This is a genomic window from Sphingopyxis sp. 2PD, assembly GCF_005503695.1.
Taxonomy (GTDB): domain Bacteria; phylum Pseudomonadota; class Alphaproteobacteria; order Sphingomonadales; family Sphingomonadaceae; genus Sphingopyxis.
The window spans coordinates 39410-55441 of record NZ_SCMU01000007.1; the positions used below are offsets into that span (position 1 = coordinate 39410).

At 63.9% G+C, this 16032-nt stretch carries 16 protein-coding genes; 5 read left to right on the forward strand and 11 right to left on the reverse strand.

Annotated features, from left to right (window positions below; genetic code table 11):
- Positions 1-32 precede the first annotated feature (32 nt).
- Positions 33-2225, reverse strand: a complete 2193-nt coding sequence (locus FFS18_RS07855; RefSeq protein ID WP_223181174.1) for an ABC transporter permease subunit — start codon at positions 2223-2225, stop codon at positions 33-35.
- The gene (locus tag FFS18_RS07860) at positions 2222-3292 is read right to left on the reverse strand and encodes an amino acid ABC transporter substrate-binding protein (RefSeq protein WP_003046368.1); all 1071 of its coding nucleotides are present in this window, start codon (positions 3290-3292) and stop codon (positions 2222-2224) included. The genes FFS18_RS07855 and FFS18_RS07860 overlap by 4 nt, the downstream gene beginning before the upstream one ends.
- 55 nt (positions 3293-3347) lie before the next feature.
- Here FFS18_RS07860 and FFS18_RS07865 point away from each other — a divergent pair, with 55 nt between their 5' ends.
- Positions 3348-4253 (forward strand): LysR substrate-binding domain-containing protein, encoded by a 906-nt coding sequence (locus FFS18_RS07865; protein ID WP_003046376.1) that lies wholly within the window; start codon positions 3348-3350, stop codon positions 4251-4253.
- Between the two features lie 36 nt (positions 4254-4289).
- On the opposite strand, the gene FFS18_RS07870 is transcribed toward FFS18_RS07865, so the two are convergent.
- The 9 genes from FFS18_RS07870 to FFS18_RS07915 all read right to left on the reverse strand — a co-directional run bounded on the left by FFS18_RS07870 (position 4290) and on the right by FFS18_RS07915 (position 12814).
- The gene (locus FFS18_RS07870; protein WP_054589301.1) at positions 4290-6761 is read right to left on the reverse strand and encodes a TonB-dependent receptor plug domain-containing protein; all 2472 of its coding nucleotides are present in this window, start codon (positions 6759-6761) and stop codon (positions 4290-4292) included.
- Positions 6762-7002: 241 nt separating this feature from the next.
- A complete protein-coding gene (locus FFS18_RS07880) occupies positions 7003-7350 on the reverse strand; it encodes a hypothetical protein (RefSeq protein WP_003046382.1) in 348 nt (115 codons plus the stop codon).
- 26 nt (positions 7351-7376) lie between these two features.
- A complete protein-coding gene (locus tag FFS18_RS07885; protein ID WP_223181175.1) occupies positions 7377-7844 on the reverse strand; it encodes a DUF411 domain-containing protein in 468 nt (155 codons plus the stop codon).
- A 58-nt stretch (positions 7845-7902) separates the two neighbouring features.
- Positions 7903-8292, reverse strand: coding sequence for a DUF305 domain-containing protein (locus FFS18_RS07890; RefSeq protein WP_223181178.1), 390 nt, complete (start codon positions 8290-8292; stop codon positions 7903-7905).
- 92 nt (positions 8293-8384) lie between these two features.
- Positions 8385-9596, reverse strand: coding sequence for a copper resistance protein B (locus FFS18_RS07895; RefSeq protein WP_003046391.1), 1212 nt, complete (start codon positions 9594-9596; stop codon positions 8385-8387).
- Positions 9593-11428: a copper resistance system multicopper oxidase gene (locus FFS18_RS07900; RefSeq protein ID WP_374046507.1), complete on the reverse strand. Its 1836-nt coding sequence runs from the start codon at positions 11426-11428 to the stop codon at positions 9593-9595. The genes FFS18_RS07895 and FFS18_RS07900 overlap by 4 nt, the downstream gene beginning before the upstream one ends.
- Positions 11429-11547: 119 nt before the next feature.
- The gene (locus FFS18_RS07905; RefSeq protein ID WP_003046398.1) at positions 11548-12132 is read right to left on the reverse strand and encodes an RNA polymerase sigma factor; all 585 of its coding nucleotides are present in this window, start codon (positions 12130-12132) and stop codon (positions 11548-11550) included.
- Positions 12129-12566, reverse strand: a complete 438-nt coding sequence (locus tag FFS18_RS07910) for a periplasmic heavy metal sensor (RefSeq protein WP_003046401.1) — start codon at positions 12564-12566, stop codon at positions 12129-12131. Before FFS18_RS07910 ends, FFS18_RS07905 begins: the two co-directional genes overlap by 4 nt.
- A gap of 2 nt (positions 12567-12568) precedes the next feature.
- A complete protein-coding gene (locus FFS18_RS07915) occupies positions 12569-12814 on the reverse strand; it encodes a hypothetical protein (RefSeq protein WP_137870392.1) in 246 nt (81 codons plus the stop codon).
- Between the two features lie 215 nt (positions 12815-13029).
- Here FFS18_RS07915 and copC point away from each other — a divergent pair, with 215 nt between their 5' ends.
- The 4 genes from copC to FFS18_RS07935 all read left to right on the forward strand — a co-directional run bounded on the left by copC (position 13030) and on the right by FFS18_RS07935 (position 15874).
- Complete coding sequence (gene copC, locus FFS18_RS07920) at positions 13030-13362, forward strand: copper homeostasis periplasmic binding protein CopC (RefSeq protein ID WP_231732871.1); 333 nt, start codon at positions 13030-13032, stop codon at positions 13360-13362.
- A gap of 6 nt (positions 13363-13368) precedes the next feature.
- Positions 13369-14337, forward strand: coding sequence for a copper homeostasis membrane protein CopD (copD, locus tag FFS18_RS07925; RefSeq protein WP_003046408.1), 969 nt, complete (start codon positions 13369-13371; stop codon positions 14335-14337).
- A gap of 32 nt (positions 14338-14369) precedes the next feature.
- Entirely contained in the window at positions 14370-15059 is a 690-nt protein-coding gene (locus FFS18_RS07930; RefSeq protein ID WP_137870393.1) for a helix-turn-helix domain-containing protein, read from the forward strand.
- Positions 15060-15196: 137 nt separating this feature from the next.
- On the forward strand, positions 15197-15874 hold the full coding sequence (locus FFS18_RS07935) for a class I SAM-dependent methyltransferase (RefSeq protein WP_003046415.1): 678 nt from the start codon (positions 15197-15199) through the stop codon (positions 15872-15874).
- Positions 15875-16032 lie beyond the last annotated feature (158 nt).

The following is a 16032-nucleotide window of genomic DNA, read 5'->3' on the forward strand; positions in this document are numbered from 1 at the left end:
TTGCCGGCTCCCCGGGCCATTTTCTGTCGTGATTATCCTGCATAGTTTAGTTTCCGTTCGATCTTCATGCTGAGCCGGGACAGGGAGAAACAGAGGAGGAAAAAGATTGTCCCGGTAAAAAGATAGGCTTCGGCGAAATAGGGTCGCCATTGCGCCTCGACGTAGGAGAGGCGGGTCGTCTGCAACAAATCGAAGACGCCGACGATGAGGACGAGCGTCGTGTTCTTGACCTCGCTGATCGAAGTGTTGACCAGCCCCGGCACGCTGACTTTCAGCGCCTGCGGCAACAGGATATGGCGCCGCGCCTGCCATTTGGTGAGGCCAAGAGCATGCGCGGCCTCGGCTTGCCCGACGGGAACCGCCAGCAGGCCGCCCCGGATGACCTCGGCCATATAGGCGGCAGTGAAGAATATGAGCGCGAGCTGGACGCGCGGCAGGCTGTCGATCGAGAGATAGGAGGGCACGAACAGCGGGAACAGGACCGCAGCGAGGAAGAGCACTCCGATCAGCGGCGTTCCGCGAACCAGCTCGATGAAGGCGACGCTCGGCCAGCGAATGCCGCGCCGCGCCGACCTGCGGCCGAACGCGAGGAGTATAGCCAATGGAAAAGCGCCGACCACCGCAAGGCTCGCGAGCAGCAATGTGACCGGCAGGCCGCTCCACTTCTCCATCGGGACATAGGAAAGGCCCGCGAATCCTCCTCGTAGCAGAAGTACCGCCACGGCGATTGCGCCGAGCCAGACAAGCCCGAGGCGGCTGCGCCAGAATCGCGGGACGAAGGAGAAGGCAAGGCATGACAGCAGCGCGGCCGCCGCTGCTGCGGACCGCCACTGCTCGGCTTCGGGATAGGTGCCAAACAATATCAGCCGCGCATTTTCGCGGAGGAATGGCCAGCAAGCACCGCTGGCCAAACGGCAATCGGCCGCGCCCCCGGCGAAGGTCGCGTCGAACAGCAGCCACGAGAGCCCCTTGCCGGCGAAAGCCGCGGTCATGGCGAGGATCGCGATGGTGAGTATCGACTGGCGTCCTCCTCTGAACAGATTGCGCCGTATCCACGACGGCCAGGCGGTCGCCGAGCGCAGCGGAAAGGGTTCGAGGGGCGCCGACTGGATGCTCCGGCCGGGCTGCCCGGCGACGCTCCAGCCCAACTGGCGGGCATAGAGGCCGGTGACGAACGACAAGGATAGCGAAAGCAGCAGGAAGGTCGCGACGATCAGGCCGACGCCCTCGATCGCCTGCCCTGTCTGACTGATGACGGTATCGACCACCGAGACAAATTCGGGATATCCGATCGCGACCCCCAGGGAGCTGTTCTTGATCGTGTTGAGATGCCAGCTCGTCATCGGCGGTATGGCGATGCGCAGCGCTTGCGGCATCACGATCCGTCCCATTGTTTGCGCGGGCGACAGGCCGAGCGCTTTGGCGGCCTCGCTCTGCCCTGCGGGAACGGCGAGGATCGCGCCGCGGAATATCTCGGCCAGATAGGCCGAGGCATAGACCGAAAGGCTGGCGACCAGCGTCAGAAACTCCGTGGAGAGCGACAATCCGCCGACGGTTCCGAAGCGCCCCGCCCGCGGCAGATCGATCCCGCCCCACAGCAAGAGCGGCACCAGGGAGATGCCGGCGAAGGCCAGCGCAGTGCGCGTGCGAACGGCTCCTCGCCGCACGGCACCCAGCAGGATCGCACAGGCGACGATCGCGATGAGAAAGACCGGCCGTCCCGGATCGGCCAAGGAGAGCGCGGGGAGGTGCAATCCCCGATTATCGAGGTCGAACGGTCCGACGGCGCCCGGGCCGGGTCCGGGCAGACCGAACAGCAGCGCGGCGTACCAGACGAACATCTGGAGCAGCAGCGGAATATTGCGAACCAGCTCGATATAAAGGCCGGAGAGCCTCGCAAGCAGCCAGTTGGACGACAGGCGCGCCATGCAGACCGCGAGGCCGAGCAAGGTCGAGAAGATGATGCCGAGCGCCGATATCAGGAGCGTGTTGAGAAGACCCACCGCCAGCGCCGCGGCATAGGAATCGCCCGGCGCGTAAGCAATCAGCGTTTCGCCAATCGCGAAACCCGCCCGGTCGAACAGGAAACCGAACCCCGTCCGGATGTTTCGGTCCGCGAGATTGTCCGCCAATGTCGCAAACAGGCCGTAGGCGACCACAAGCCCGCCCGCGATCAGCAGCCAGGGTAACGCAGCGATGGCAAGCCGCCTGTGTTTATGAGTCATCGCATCGGCAACGGGTAGATCAGCCCGCCGTCCCGATAGAGCTTATTCTGTCCGCGTTCGACGCCGAGCGGCGTAATGTGCCGGTCGAAGATTTCGCCATAATTGCCCGTCGCCTCGATCGCGCGATACGCCCAGTCATCGTCGAGGCCGAGCGACTTGCCGAATCCGGGCAGGCCGCCGAGCATCTTGCGCACTTCGGGGTCACGCGAGGCCATGCGCATGCGCGCTGCATTCGCGCGGGTGACCCCCATTTCCTCGGCAGCAAAGAGCGCGTTCAGCACCCATTTGTTGATCTCATACCATTGCTCGTCGTCGCTGCGCACGACGGGACCTACCGGCTCCTTGGTGAGTCGTTCGGGCAGCACAACATAATCGTCCGGATGCGCGGTATCGGCGAGACGGATCACGGTCAGCGTGAAGGCATCGGTGGTCATCGCGTCGCACCGCCCGGCAAAGAAGGCGAGCTTGGCTTCCTCGGGATTCTCGAACACGACCGACTGGAAACGCAGCCCCTTGCGCTCGAAATATTCGGCGGTGTTGAGTTCGGAGGTCGTCCCCTTGGTGATGCAGATCGATGCGCCATCGAGATCCGTCGGAAGCCGCACACCCGATCGCCGGGGCACCAGGAAGCTCTGCCCGTCATAATACATGGTGCCGACGAAATTCACCCCGAGGTCGGTGTCGCGCGTCAGCGTCCATGTCGTCGTCCGCGACAGGACGTCGGCCTCGCCCGTCTGCACGATCGTGAAGCGCTTGTTCGAGGCGACCGGCATGAACCGGACCTTGCGGGCATCGCCGAGGACCGCAGCGGCGAGCGCCCGGCAGTAGTCGACGAAGAACCCCTGCCAGCGCCCGCGCTTGTCGAGATAGGACATGCCGAGCTGCCCCGTATGAATTGCGCAATTGAGCGTTCCGCGCGCGCGAATCCGCGCAAGCGTCGATCCCTTCGCCGCGGCGATTTCATGCCCACCGGTGCCGGCGGGCTCGCGGCCGCAGCCGCCGAGTAACAGGGCGCCTGCGGCGAGCAGCGCCGGTAACCAGCGGCGCGATGCGTGCGACCTATTCATAAACGAGGCTTTCAATGCTAGCGCCATAAGAAATAGCTATAGGGAGCGATGTCCGATGAACCTGCGTCACCTCGAAGCCTTCAGGGCCGTGATGCTCTCGGGATCGGTCACCCAGGCCGCGCAGTCGCTCAACCTGTCGCAACCCGCGGTGAGCAAGATGCTTGCCGAGCTCGAGCATCAGCTGGGCTTTCAGCTCTTCCTGCGTTCGCGCGGCAGCGCGCTCACCGTGACGCCCGAAGCCGACGCCTTTTTCTACGAAGTCGAGCGGAGCTTCTCGGGCATTGCGGCCCTGAAGCGGGTAGCGGAAGACATCCGCAACATGGCGACCGGCACGCTCCGGATCGCCGCCCTTCCGGCGCTCGCGGTCAGTTTCCTGCCGCGTGTGATCGCGGCCTTTCGCGAGACACATCCCGGCGTCACCGTTCAGCTCCAGACCCGCAGTTCCTCGACGGTGCGGCAATGGATGGCGAACCAGCAGTTCGACATCGGGCTCGCGACGCCGGCGCGCGAATTGCCCGGCATAAGGATGGAGCGCTTCCTGCGCTGCCCCGGCGCCTGCGTTCTCCCTGCCGGCCACCGCTTGGCCGTCAAGGACGTCATCCGGCCGGCCGATCTCGAGGGCGAGCCCTTCATTTCGCTCGCGCTCGAGGACGGCGTGCGTCACCGCATCGACCGCATTTTCGAGGACGCGGGCGTCCACCGCGAGATGGTCATCGAAACCCAATATGCGATGACCATCTGCGCGCTTGTCATGCAGGGGGTCGGATGTTCGATTCTCAACCCCGTGACCGCAGCGGATTATGCCGAGCGGGGCCTTACGGTCCGTGATTTCGCGCCGGAGGTCCATTTCGAATATATGCTCTTCACGCCGAAGTTGAGGCCGATGTCCCAAGTCGCTGCGGCCTTTATCGCGGTGCTCGAATCCCACCGCGACGCGATGTTCGGCTCCGACGCCAGCTGAAGACACAAGACGCCGCACGGCCCTCACGGCCACCGATCAGAAGGAGGCGGTCGCGCGGACGTACCAGAAGCCCCCGTTGAACCCCGTCGGCGCGAAGCGGAGATATCGGATCCCGTTGTTGATCTGGGATTGCCGCGCCTCGACGTCGGGGTAATTGTCGAAGATATTCTCGCCGCCGACCGCGAGCTTGAGCATGTCGCTAACCTTGTAGGACAGCTCGAGATCGACCAGCAGTTCGGCGCCGCCCGTCTGGTCGGCAGCCGGTGCGGCGCCATAGTCGGTCCATTTGCCATAATAGTTCGCGCGCGCGACGAAGCCGAAGCGCTCGCCCGCATAAGTGAAGGACGCATTGCCCTTCCACTTCGGAACGAAGCCCTCGAGTTCGAGCAGCCGCTCGCGGTCCGCAGTGATCACCGGCGAGGCCTTGATGACATCGGTTTTGGTATAGTTGCCGTTGAGGCCGAGCGTGGCCTTGCCGTCGCCGAGGTCGAAGCCCACGGTGAGCACCGCATCGACGCCCTGGGTGCGGCTGTCGAAGGAATTGGTGAAGAAGCTCACCTGCTGGAAGGAATCCCCACCGGGAATGCCAAGCGCCGCGAGCTGCGCACGCTGCGCCGGGGTGAGATTGAAATTGCCCGATACGGCGATCCGGTCTTCGACCTTGATGTTGAAATAGTCGAGCGTGAAGGTGATGCGATTGGAGGGCTTCACCACGATGCCGCCGGCGACGTTGAACGAATTCTCGGGCCGAAGCGGCGTCGCGCCGAAGAATTGCGCCACCGGATTGTTGGGCGCGATAATGCCTGCGGTCAGCGGCGCCCCGGTTATCGAGTCGATGTTGGTCTGGACCTGCGAGGCGTTCGACTGGCCCGGCGTCGGCGCCCGAAAGCCGGTGTTGACCGATCCGCGCACCGCGAAGACGTCCGAGAAATCATATCGCCCGTTGATCTTCCAGGTGAATTTCGAGCCGAAGTCCGAGTAATTCTCGTAGCGGCCGGCAAGGCCGAACTGGAGCGCGTCGGTGAGATTGCCTTCGAGCGACGTATAGGCGGCCCAGTTGCTGCGCGCGAACTCGCCCGCCTGGATGGGACTGAAGCCCGGGAAGCCGTTCGAGCCGACCGGCAGTCCGACGCGGTTTCCGGTATCGGGATCGATGACCGACGCGAAAGGACCAACCTGCCATGATGCGATGTCGCCGGCCGTGATCTCATATGTCTCGCGCCGATACTCGAGACCGCCTGCAAGCGTCAGCGGATCGGAGGTGCCGATCGCGATGGGGTAAGTGAGATCGAGATTGAAAGCGAGTTCGCGCTGCTCGAGCTGCCCCGGCTTGAAGGAGGTCGGCGACGCGAGGCCAAGCGACGGATTGACCGTATTTTCGATCCGGTAGGAAGCATGGTTCTGACCATAGGAAGCGCTGAGGTCATAGGTCAGGCCCGAGGAGAATTCGCCCTTGAGGCCGGCCGCCAGCGCCGCATCGGTCACCGTGGCACCGAAATCCGGGGTGAAACCGCCGGGAAAGAGCTGGCGGAAGCTGAACCGCTGTCCTCCGGGCGTATTGGTGAGCGGAATCGAGGTGGAAATGAAGCTGGCATCGGGGTTGCGGTAAAAGAAGGCCGTCGTGCCGCGGCTCCAGCTATAGTTGCCGAAGGTGTAGAATTCCATCTCCTCCGACAGTTCGATGCCGGCATTGACGAAGATGCGCGCCGCCTCGGATTCGGGATTTCCCCAGCGCTGCGCCGGGACCGGGACATCCTGAACGCCGGCATCGATGAGCGCCTGCGCGTCGGGACGCTGAATGCCGCGCGACGTCGTGCTGGCGTTCACATATTCGCCGCTGATGTTGACGAAACCGGCGTCGGTGAAGGGAAGCCCGACATTGCCCTGGACGAGGAAATCCTCGCCGTCGCCCTTATAGAATTGGCCATAGCGGGCGATCAGCAATCCGCCTTCGCGGTCGCGGCGCAGACCGAAATTGAGGACGCCGGCGATCGCATCCGATCCATAGAGCGCCGACGCGCCGTCACGCAGAACCTCGAGCTGGCCGATCGCGATCGACGGGATCGCCGAAAGATCGGGTCCCTGCGATCCCCGGATATAGGGAACATTGGTGAACTGGACCGTCGCGCCGCGATGGCGCCGCTTGCCATTCACGAGCACCAGCGTCTGGTCCGGCGGCAGGCCGCGCAGCGAGAAAGGCCGGGTAAAAACGGCGCCGTCGTTGCTGACGAGGCGCTGGACATTGAGCGACGGGACCTCGGTGCGCAGGAGATCATTCATGTCGGCCGTGCCCTTTTCGAGCAGTTCGGCACCGGTGATGATGTCGATCGGCTGAGCGGAATCGGCCGCCTTGAGATCGTTCCGCCGCGTACCCGTCACGACGATTTCGCCCTGCGACGCGCCTGGCCCCGGCGCCTCTTTGGCGTTATCCTGCGCGAAGGCGGCGGCGGCCGACATGCCTGCCAGGACGGCGATAATCGAGCCACTCGTGCGAAGCAATTTTCTCATGGTCCCCTCCCATTTGCGAAAGCTCTCGGCTTCGCCACCGAGCTATCTTCGCGGCCTTGGCATGACCAGAAATAATCACCACTCATCGCTATAAACGAGATGGTTATTCCATATGGTTATATCTCTCGCTGCGGCATCGAGCAGCGCCCGACCGCGCGGCATGCCGGGCGCGGCGATGCCGGACACTTCGCGCAGCTTGTCCTCGACCGCCCGGGCGACATGCCGCGTCGGCACATGCTCCTTATTTTTTGTCCATATCGTGCCCGGCATGAGGATCGGGTTCGGGTTCGACAGGTTTCGGCGCTTCCGGCGCGGCCTTTGCCCGCGGCGGCACAGCGGCCTTCGCGGCGGGTTCTTGCTTGGGGCGGGATTTCTCCGGAGGCATCGCTTCTTCGGTCGGCGCCGCCGGGGCAGACGCGGCGGGCGGCTCGTCCGCTACGGGCATGGTCTCGACCATTGCGGGCGGCTCACCGGCAGTGACCTCACTCTGTTCCGGTGTGACGTCGCTCTGCTGCGCGGGCTCAGTGCCGCATCCTGCCAGAGCAAATATCAGCGCGGCGGCGCTCGCTAGGGGAATGAATCTCGTCATATCTGTCTCCTCTTCGTGTCGGCAGGTCATGCGCGGAATTCAGAAACCTTGCCGTCGCTGCCGAATGCCATCACTTCGAATGCGTCCGCGCTTCCGTCCGGCATTTCCATTCCCGGAGAACCGCGCGGCATGCCGGGCACGGCGATTCCGCGAATGTCGCGTGGCTTGTCGTGGAGGAGTCTCGCAACATGCCGCATCGGCACATGACCCTCGATCGCATAGCCGCCGATCACGGCCGTGTGGCACGACGCCAGCTGGCCAGGCACACCATATCGCGTCTTTACGGCGGCCATGTCAGCGCGGTTCTCGACAGTCACATCATAACCGGCCTTGCGTGCGATATCCGCCCAAGCTTCGCAGCAGCCGCATTCGGGATCGCGATAAACGAGCATTCGCTTGGGGCTGGACGTCTCGGCGCCCGGCGCGGGCGCCGCGCCATTCTTATCGCTGGTCGCCGCCGGGCCCGAGGCAGAATTGCATGCCGCAAGCGCCATCCCCGATCCGACCGCAATCAGGCCGAAAAGATGACGGCGCGTCATCAGATTTTTCATGTCATTTCCTCGCGAGAATGGATTTCATCTGTTCGATTTCGGCCGCCTGCCCCGCGATGATGCCGCGGCAGAGTTCGCGTATCTCGGCATCTTTGAGAGAAGCCTGTTCACACATGAGGATCGCGCCCGAGTGATGCGGGATCATCGAACGCAAGAAGGCCGTGTCGCCGATCGTCGTCTGTGTCCGGATGAGCCCGAAGCTCCCGAAGAAGGCAACTGCCGATCCCAGCAGCAGGAACGTATTGAGACGTTTCGACGGGAACATGCCCGGCATTGCGACGATCATCAGCACGACCATCGGCGAGACCATCATCAGCGTCATGTAGAGCATGTTGAGATTATTGTAGAAGCTCGAGAGGCGGTCGATCATGACGAACATCACCAGATACATGATGACGCCGCTGACGATCGTCTGCAGCGCGAGGCTGCGATAGGCTGGTTTCACGGCATTTCTCCTCGACGTGTCGCCACCCCGCGAAACTTCTAGAACCAGGCCCGCACCCCCATCACGAAGCTGACGCCGCTCGCATCCTCGCCCGCGGCGCGGGCAAAACGCGCGGTATCGCCGACCTTGCGCGCCCATTCGACGCCGACATAAGGCGCGAATTCCTTCACGACCTCGTAACGCAGGCGAAGCCCGAGCTCGAAATCCGAAAGCCCCGAACCAACGCCGGTCTCGGGGACATCCTGGAGCGCAAAATTGACCTCCGCCATCGGCTGGAGGATCAGTTTCTGGGTGATGCGCTGGTCGTAATAGCCTTCGAGCCGGGCGAGCAGATCACCCTTGTTCGAAAGAAACAGCGCGCCCTCGACTTCGAACCAATAGGGGGCGAGCCCCTCGAAGCCGATCGTCGCATAGGTGCGGTCGGGGCCGGGCCCAAGATCCTGCCTGATACCCGCCTGCGCGTTGAAATAGGGTCCGATCGCCCGGCTGTAGAGCGCCTGTACCTCGGCGCTCTCGATGCCTTCGCCGAACACGCCCTCGCCTTCGCTCTTGATCGTCAGCCGGTTAATGTCGCCGCCGTACCAAGCCTCACCGTCCCAGCGGAACCCGTCGCGGCCCTTGCGCGCCTGATATTCGGCAAGGTTGAAGCTGATGAAAGCGATGGTCTGCGCACCATTCTCTTTCATCATGTCGTGGCGCGAATGCTCCATTTCGGCTTGGGGATAAATGCGATCGGCATACCAGTCGCCGGGAGGCGCAGGCGCGGTAGCATCGCCCGGCGGCAAATCGGTGCCGCTAGCGCTGCTCGTGGTCGCCATGCCTTCCATTCCCGCCATCGCGTCCGCAGATCCGCCCTTCGGGGTGCAATGGCCCATTTTGGCATGTTCGGGCGGGCAATCGGGATCGGACGGCTGCGGTGCGCCATGATCCATCGCACCCATGTCCGAAGCGCCCTTGCCTGGAGCTTCCGCCTCAGGCGTACAATGACCCATCGCCGCATGTTCGGGCGGGCAGCTTGAAGCCTCGGGTTCCATGTCCATGCCCTGCATGTTCCCATGGTCCATCTGCTCCATCGACCCTTCGGCGGGCGCTTCGGGCGCGGACTGCGCTACGGGTGCTGGCGTTGGCGAGGGAGCGGGTGTCGGCGCGGGCGCCGCACCATGCATCGAATGATCCATCGACTGCGCCGCGGCGGGCACAGCAAAGGCCAGCGGGGCGATACCCGCGAGGAGAAGCGCGACCCGGGTCATTCGCCGTCTCCCTTCGGACGGACGCTGACGACGCGCATCATCCCCGCGTGCATGTGATAGAGAAGGTGGCAATGGAACGCCCAGTCGCCGAGCGCGTCGGCGGTGAAATCGAAGCTCGCGATGCCGCCCGGCTGGACAAGCACCGTATGCTTGCGCGGCGACCGGTCGCCCTTGCCCGTCACCAGTTCGAAAAAATGGCCGTGGAGGTGGATGGGGTGGCTCATCATCGAATCGTTGATGAGGTTGATCCGCACGCGCTCTCCCTCGATGAAGGGGATGGGCTCGTGATAGTCGGACATCTTGATGCCGTCGAACGACCACATGAAGCGTTCCATATTGCCGGTCAGATGGATGTCGAGCGAGCGCGAGGCGGCGCGGGTATCGGGGTTGCGCTCGAGCGCGACAAGGTCATGGTAGGTCAGCACCTTGTGCCCGACATTCTCCAGTCCCTGCCCCGGCTCGCCCATGCGATCCATCGGCATCGGCGAGATCGTCTGAACGCTGGGATCGCGCTTGACCTGCGGCGCGACACTGAAGTCGCGCATGCTGTGCTGCATGCCTCCGCCAGATCCATGATCCATGCCCGCCATCGCGCCGCTTTCCCCCGCTGGCGTACAATGGCCCATCTTGGCATGTTCGGGAGGACAAGAAGGGTCGCTCGCCGGCATGGGCATGGCGCCCATATCGCCGCCCGAATGGTCCATACCCGCCATCGCGCCGCCCGACATGTCGCCCATGCCCATGTCCTTCATGGTCGCGAGCGGCCGTTCGCGGAGCGGCGGCACCTCGGCGACCATGCCAGCGCGCGGTGCGAGCGTCGCGCGTCCCATGCCCGAGCGGTCATTGGCCTCGGCAACGAGCGTATAAGCACGGTCCTCGACCGGGGTCACGATGACGTCATAGGTTTCGGCGACCGCGATCTGGAACTCGTCGATTTCGGTCGGCACGACATTGAGCCCATCAGCCTGGACGACGGTCATCCTGAGGCCCGGGATACGGACGTTGAAGATCGTCATCGCCGACGCATTGACGATGCGCAGGCGTACCCGCTCGCCGGGGCTGAAGAGCGCGGTCCAGTTGTCGCGCGGACCATGGCCGTTGACGAGGAAGGTGTAGGTCGAACCATTGACGTCGGCGACGTCGGTCGGGTCCATCCGCATCTTGCCCCAATCGATCCGCTCCTTGAGCGGTTGATCCTTGCCGGCAAGCAGGCCCGCCAGCGTCTGGCGCTGCATGTTGAAATGGCCGGGATTGACCTTGAGCTTGCGGAAGATCGCCTCGGGCGACAATTGACTGTGGTCGGACAGGACGACGACATGCTCGCGGTCGTAGCCGATCGGGTCGGCGCCCGCGGGATCGATGACGATCGGGCCATAATGGCCGAGCTGTTCCTGAAGCCCCGAATGGCTGTGATACCAATAGGTCCCCGATTGAACGACCGGGAATTCATAGACAAACTTCGAGCGCGGCTTGATCCCGGGGAAGCTGACGCCGGGCACGCCGTCCATCTGGAACGGCAGGATCAGGCCGTGCCAGTGAATCGAGCTGTCCTCGTCGAGATCGTTGACGACGGTGAGGCGCGCGTTTTGTCCCTCCTTCAGCCGGACGAGCGGCGCGGGCACGGTGCCGTTGATCCCGATCGCGCGACTGACCTTGCCGTCGATGCGCATCGTCTGGCGCGCGATGCGCAGCGTTATGTCATTGCCGGATACGGTCGGAAGCGGCGCGGTGATGCCGGACGACACCGGCTGGGCCCAGGCCGGGAACCATGCGGCCATCGCCGCAGCAGCCCCTCCACCCAAAGCTCCACTGACGAACCGACGCCTTTCCATCTGCATATTCTTTCCGACCGTTACTGACTGTTCCTAAAGCTATACGCAGGCGGCACGCCTGCCCCTCAATAAAAATGCCGGACGATGAGGAGATGCCGCCTGAACGAGCGGTCGAACCCTCAACCCTCGGCGCTCGCAGATGTTCCCGCGAGCAATTCCCGGAGCCTGGTCCGCGCTCGATAGAGGCGCGTTTCGACTGTTTTCTCGCTGACCCGCAAAATGACCGCTGTTTCGGCCTGGCTGACCTCGTCGACACCGCGGAGGAGCAACACTTCGCGCAAATTCTGCGGCAGCTGATCGATCGCCCCGCGAACCCTGGCGAGCTCTCGCCTGTCGGTCGCCGCGGAATCGGGCCCAGGACCATCGCTTGCTACGTGATGCGCATTTTCGAGCGGGAGCGCGCGGGAGAAAAAGGCGCGCACCTTTCGCCGTCGTGCCCAGTCGCGACATTTGTTGAGCGCGATACGGGCGATCCATGTGCGGAAGGGGCGTTCGCCATCATAGCGATCGAGCGCCGAAAAGCCGGAGACGAACGTCTCCTGCGTCAAATCCATCGCCTCGTCGGCATCGCCGATCTGCTTTACGATGAGCCGGTAGACGCCCGTTTTGTAACGGCGCAGCAACTCGCGATAGGCGTCTTCGCGGTGCGCGCGCGCAAAGGCCGCCAGATCCTGGTCGCTACATTGCGATAGGTCGGCGCTCACCGCGCATCGGCGGTCAGCGCCTTGACCACGCTTTTGTCGAACATTTCCGCTTGATCGGGGTTGAGAACCCCGCGCATCGCGAAGAGATGCTGGAGCGTTTCCTTCTGCAATGTCCCCATCACCTCATGCGTCTCGTCGATCGCCTCGGTGACGCGCGGTCCATAGCCATGCTCGGCTTCGATCGCCTGCGCGAGCCGGACATTGGCGGCGCGCATCTCGAGTTCGAGCGCCTGGCGGCGACCGGCGAAGTCGGCTTCGATCCGCTCGAGTTTCTTTTCCTGCTCCGGGGTCAGGTCGAGTTGGCCGTGGAGAAGCGCATGAAGTTCGGTTTCGCTGGCTTTGGGCGCATCGGCTACCAGACGGCCGATGAACACGCCGGCAATCGCCGCGGCGAAGGCAATGAGCCCCAAGAGAAGAAGACGGCGCGACGGCATCGCTACTGTACATCCAGCAAGGTGGAAGGCACCAATGCGCTAGGCGGGCCGAATGGGGTCAGGGGGCTTGCCGCGACCGCCGGCTGGGAAATCGCACTCCCCGCAAAGACACCGCCGCCGAGCGAGACAAAGGCCGCGAGCGCCATCAGGCGGCGCATCGCTACCGCTTCGCGCCGGCGGATCGCCAATGCGCCCATGATGCGATCATCGAGCGCATCGAGCGCTGCGGGCAGATCGATCCTGTTCAAAATGCGAAGCTCCTTATCCATCGATCGTCTCTTCAAACCTTTCCATCATTGTACATACGCGCCGAAGCGCCTCACCCCTCACACCAGAATATTATTCCGGAATATTTGAGGGCCATGCCGATATCCTGCGTATTAGCAGGACAGACACGCATTTGGAGGTGTTCATGTTCAAGTCTCTTCTCCCCTCTGCAGCGGCGGCTTTCGCTCTGCTTCTCATGCCGGCCACGGCAAGCGCGCACACCAAGCTCGTCAGCTCGACGCCCGCCGCCAATTCGACCGTTTCGAAGGTCACGTCGGTCAATCTTCAGTTCAACGAAAAGATCGTCGCCTCGACCCTCAAGACCGAGCTGGTCATGACCGGCATGCCCGGCATGGCCAATCATGCCCCGATGAAGGTGCCTTACTCGTCGATGATGGGCAAAGAGGGCAAGTCGGCGATGCTGATGCTCAAGCGGCCGCTGACAGCCGGAACCTACAAGGTCACATGGTCGGCGGCGGGCGCTGATACCCACCGCATGGGCAGCGAATTCAGCTTCACCGTAAAGTAAAAGACGGTGGGGGACCCCGTTCTGATCGGCATCAGGTTCGCACTTTATGCGGACCTGATGCTCATCGCCGGCCTTGCTGCGTTCCCGCTTTTTGCGCTGACACGGAGCGAACGCCTTGCGCCGCAGTCGATGATGGCCTCGATCTGGCGCGCAGAGCGATGGCTCTGCGCCGCCGGACTGCTTCTCTCCATCTTGGGGATGGGCGTGCTCGCGGCTTCGATGCAGGGTGTGGGGCTCCTCTCCCTGGAACTCCAGCCTTTTTGGGACCTTGTTCGCGAGACCGAGGTCGGCACAGCCTGGGTCTACCGGAGCGCAGCGCTGCTGCTCGCGCTGGGAGTCGCGATCTGGATGGTCCGCTGGCCGACAACTTCGGCCGCCGTACTCGCGGCCGCGGGCTCGGTGGCCGTCGCGAGTCTGGTCTGGTCCGGCCACGCCGGCGCGACCGAAGGCGCCGCAGGCACCGTGCACCGGATCAGCGACATCTTGCACCTGATTGCAGCGGCGGTCTGGATCGGCGCGATCGGCGCCTTCCTGATCCTGATCTCACCACGTCGTGTCCGCGAATGGCCGGGCGGACTCCAAATTGCGGCGCGGAGCCTCGATCAATTCTCGCGCGTCGGTACGATCTGCGTCCTCGTCATCGCCGCCACCGGCCTCGTCAACAGCCAGATGATCGTCGGCGCCGAGAATCTCGGCCGTTCCCTCGGCTCGCCCTATGGACAATTGCTTCTCGCCAAGCTTGCGCTGTTCGGACTGATGCTGGCGCTCGCGGCGGCGAACCGCTGGCGGCTGACCCCGGCGCTCGCGGCCGCCGTCCCGGGGACCGATACCGACAATGTCGACGCCGACCCCGACCTCGCGATTGCAGCCATGCGCAGAAGCCTCATCATCGAAGCGTCGGCCGCGCTCGCCATACTCGCGCTGGTTGCCTGGTTCGGTACGCTCGAACCCTTCGTCACCGCCGATCCGGTTTGACCCCAAGCACCGCCTCTTGGTCGGGTTCGATCATGCTCGGGACCGGCTGGGCGCTCATTGACGCGCGCATCGGGAGCAGCCGTCCCCATAACCATGTGGCGCACCAGATCAGCCTCGCCATCGAACGCGACCTCGAAATTTCCGGTGATGCCGACCTGATAGTTCCCGCCGGACACGCCATTGCGATAGCGTCGCATGTCCGGCACCGCCTCGGGCCGCCGGGCGCCCTCGTGCGGTCATTTTATCTCGACCCGCTTTTTCGTGCCGGCACCCGGCTGTCCGCCGGATCGGCGCCTGTCCTGTTGACGCCGATAGAGACAGCCGGACTAGGTGACATCGCAAGCGGCGCGGACGCGAAGCGCTGGGCGTCCGACTATCTCGACCGCTCGCAGGCGCGTCCGGTGGATGCCCGCCTGTCCGAAGTGCTCGCGGCCCCTGACGATTTGTCGACCGCGCGCGCCTTGGCCGACGTCGCCTGCCTTTCGCCCTCGCGCCTCCGCGAAATCGTCAGCCGCGACTTCGGCGCGCCTCCGGCCAAATTGCTGCAATGGCTCCAGCTTCAACGCGCCGTGCGGACGCTGGTCGGCGGCGGAGGTCTTGCCGACGCCGCGGCGGCGGGAGGCTTCGCCGATCAATCGCACTTCACGCGCCGCTGCGCTCAATGGCTAGGCGTGACGCCTTCGGCCGGCCTTAGTGCCTTCGCGTTCGAAATCGTGCCCTGAGCCGGATGCGCCTCGCACCGCGTCGCCCCGGCGAAACATTCAAGACTGCCGCGCCTGTTTGCCCTTAAGCGTCTCGTCGAGACCGGCGATTGCGGCCGCAATCCGGCGGCAAGCCAAAGCGTCGAAAGGAGACGGCCATGCCCGACCCGAAACCCGTAGCAAGATCCTACACGCCAGCGGCAGGATATCACTTCCTGACGCCCTTTTATGATTTCGGCGTCGCGGTGACAACGCGCGAGCGCGTGTGGCGCGACCGTCTCGTTCGCCATATGGCGCTCGGCGAGGGTGACGTCATTCTCGATATCGGCTCGGGTACGGGAAATCTTGCGCTGGCGATCGCTCGCCATAGCCGGGACGTCCGCTATCTTGGTTTCGACCCCGACGAGGCAGCGACGCGAATTGCCCGAACGAAGACCGCGCAGATTGTTCCACCGCCGGAGTTTCGAGTTGGCTTTTTCGCGGCTTCGGCGATCGATGACTGGCCCCCGCCTGCCAAGATTGCGATCTGCCTCGTCCTTCATCAGGTCGGGCTTGAGGAAAAGGCACGTCTGCTACGCGAGGCCCGGCAGGTGCTCGCGCCGGGCGGCAAACTCTATGTTGCCGACTATGGGGAACAGCGCAGCCGCCTCATGCGGTTGTTGTTCCGCCTCACGATCCAGCAGCTCGACGGCGTCCAGGACACCCAGCCCAACGCCGATGGATTGCTCCCGGTGCTGATGAGAGAGGCAGGCTTTTGCGATGTTCGCGAGCTTGAGACGTTCCGCACGCCAACCGGTGCGATCGGGATCATCGAGGCCCGAAAGCCCGGGACCTGACGGCACGGGGCAAAGAAAATCCAAGGGATAACCGCTCTTCTTGCGTATCGATAGAAGCGGCTCCATTCTGGAACCGCCAGGAACGACGCCAACGGCGAACTCGACCGGTGGCGTTTGGACCGCCCCGCCGCGAGGCGGGCATCCGACACATACGGGAG

Excerpts from the sequence above, each read along its gene's own strand:
- FFS18_RS07855 (WP_223181174.1), bottom strand. The coding sequence starts at position 2,225 with ATGACTCATAAACACAGGCGGCTTGCCATCGCTGCGTTACCCTGGCTG.
- FFS18_RS07860 (WP_003046368.1), bottom strand. The coding sequence starts at position 3,292 with ATGAATAGGTCGCACGCATCGCGCCGCTGGTTACCGGCGCTGCTCGCC.
- FFS18_RS07865 (WP_003046376.1), top strand. The coding sequence starts at position 3,348 with ATGAACCTGCGTCACCTCGAAGCCTTCAGGGCCGTGATGCTCTCGGGA.
- FFS18_RS07870 (WP_054589301.1), bottom strand. The coding sequence starts at position 6,761 with ATGAGAAAATTGCTTCGCACGAGTGGCTCGATTATCGCCGTCCTGGCA.
- FFS18_RS07880 (WP_003046382.1), bottom strand. The coding sequence starts at position 7,350 with ATGACGAGATTCATTCCCCTAGCGAGCGCCGCCGCGCTGATATTTGCT.
- FFS18_RS07885 (WP_223181175.1), bottom strand. The coding sequence starts at position 7,844 with ATGGCGCTTGCGGCATGCAATTCTGCCTCGGGCCCGGCGGCGACCAGC.
- FFS18_RS07890 (WP_223181178.1), bottom strand. The coding sequence starts at position 8,292 with ATGTATCTGGTGATGTTCGTCATGATCGACCGCCTCTCGAGCTTCTAC.
- FFS18_RS07895 (WP_003046391.1), bottom strand. The coding sequence starts at position 9,596 with ATGACCCGGGTCGCGCTTCTCCTCGCGGGTATCGCCCCGCTGGCCTTT.
- FFS18_RS07900 (WP_374046507.1), bottom strand. The coding sequence starts at position 11,428 with ATGGAAAGGCGTCGGTTCGTCAGTGGAGCTTTGGGTGGAGGGGCTGCT.
- FFS18_RS07910 (WP_003046401.1), bottom strand. The coding sequence starts at position 12,566 with ATGCCGTCGCGCCGTCTTCTTCTCTTGGGGCTCATTGCCTTCGCCGCG.
- copC (WP_231732871.1), top strand. The coding sequence starts at position 13,030 with ATGCCGGCCACGGCAAGCGCGCACACCAAGCTCGTCAGCTCGACGCCC.
- FFS18_RS07930 (WP_137870393.1), top strand. The coding sequence starts at position 14,370 with ATGCTCGGGACCGGCTGGGCGCTCATTGACGCGCGCATCGGGAGCAGC.
- FFS18_RS07935 (WP_003046415.1), top strand. The coding sequence starts at position 15,197 with ATGCCCGACCCGAAACCCGTAGCAAGATCCTACACGCCAGCGGCAGGA.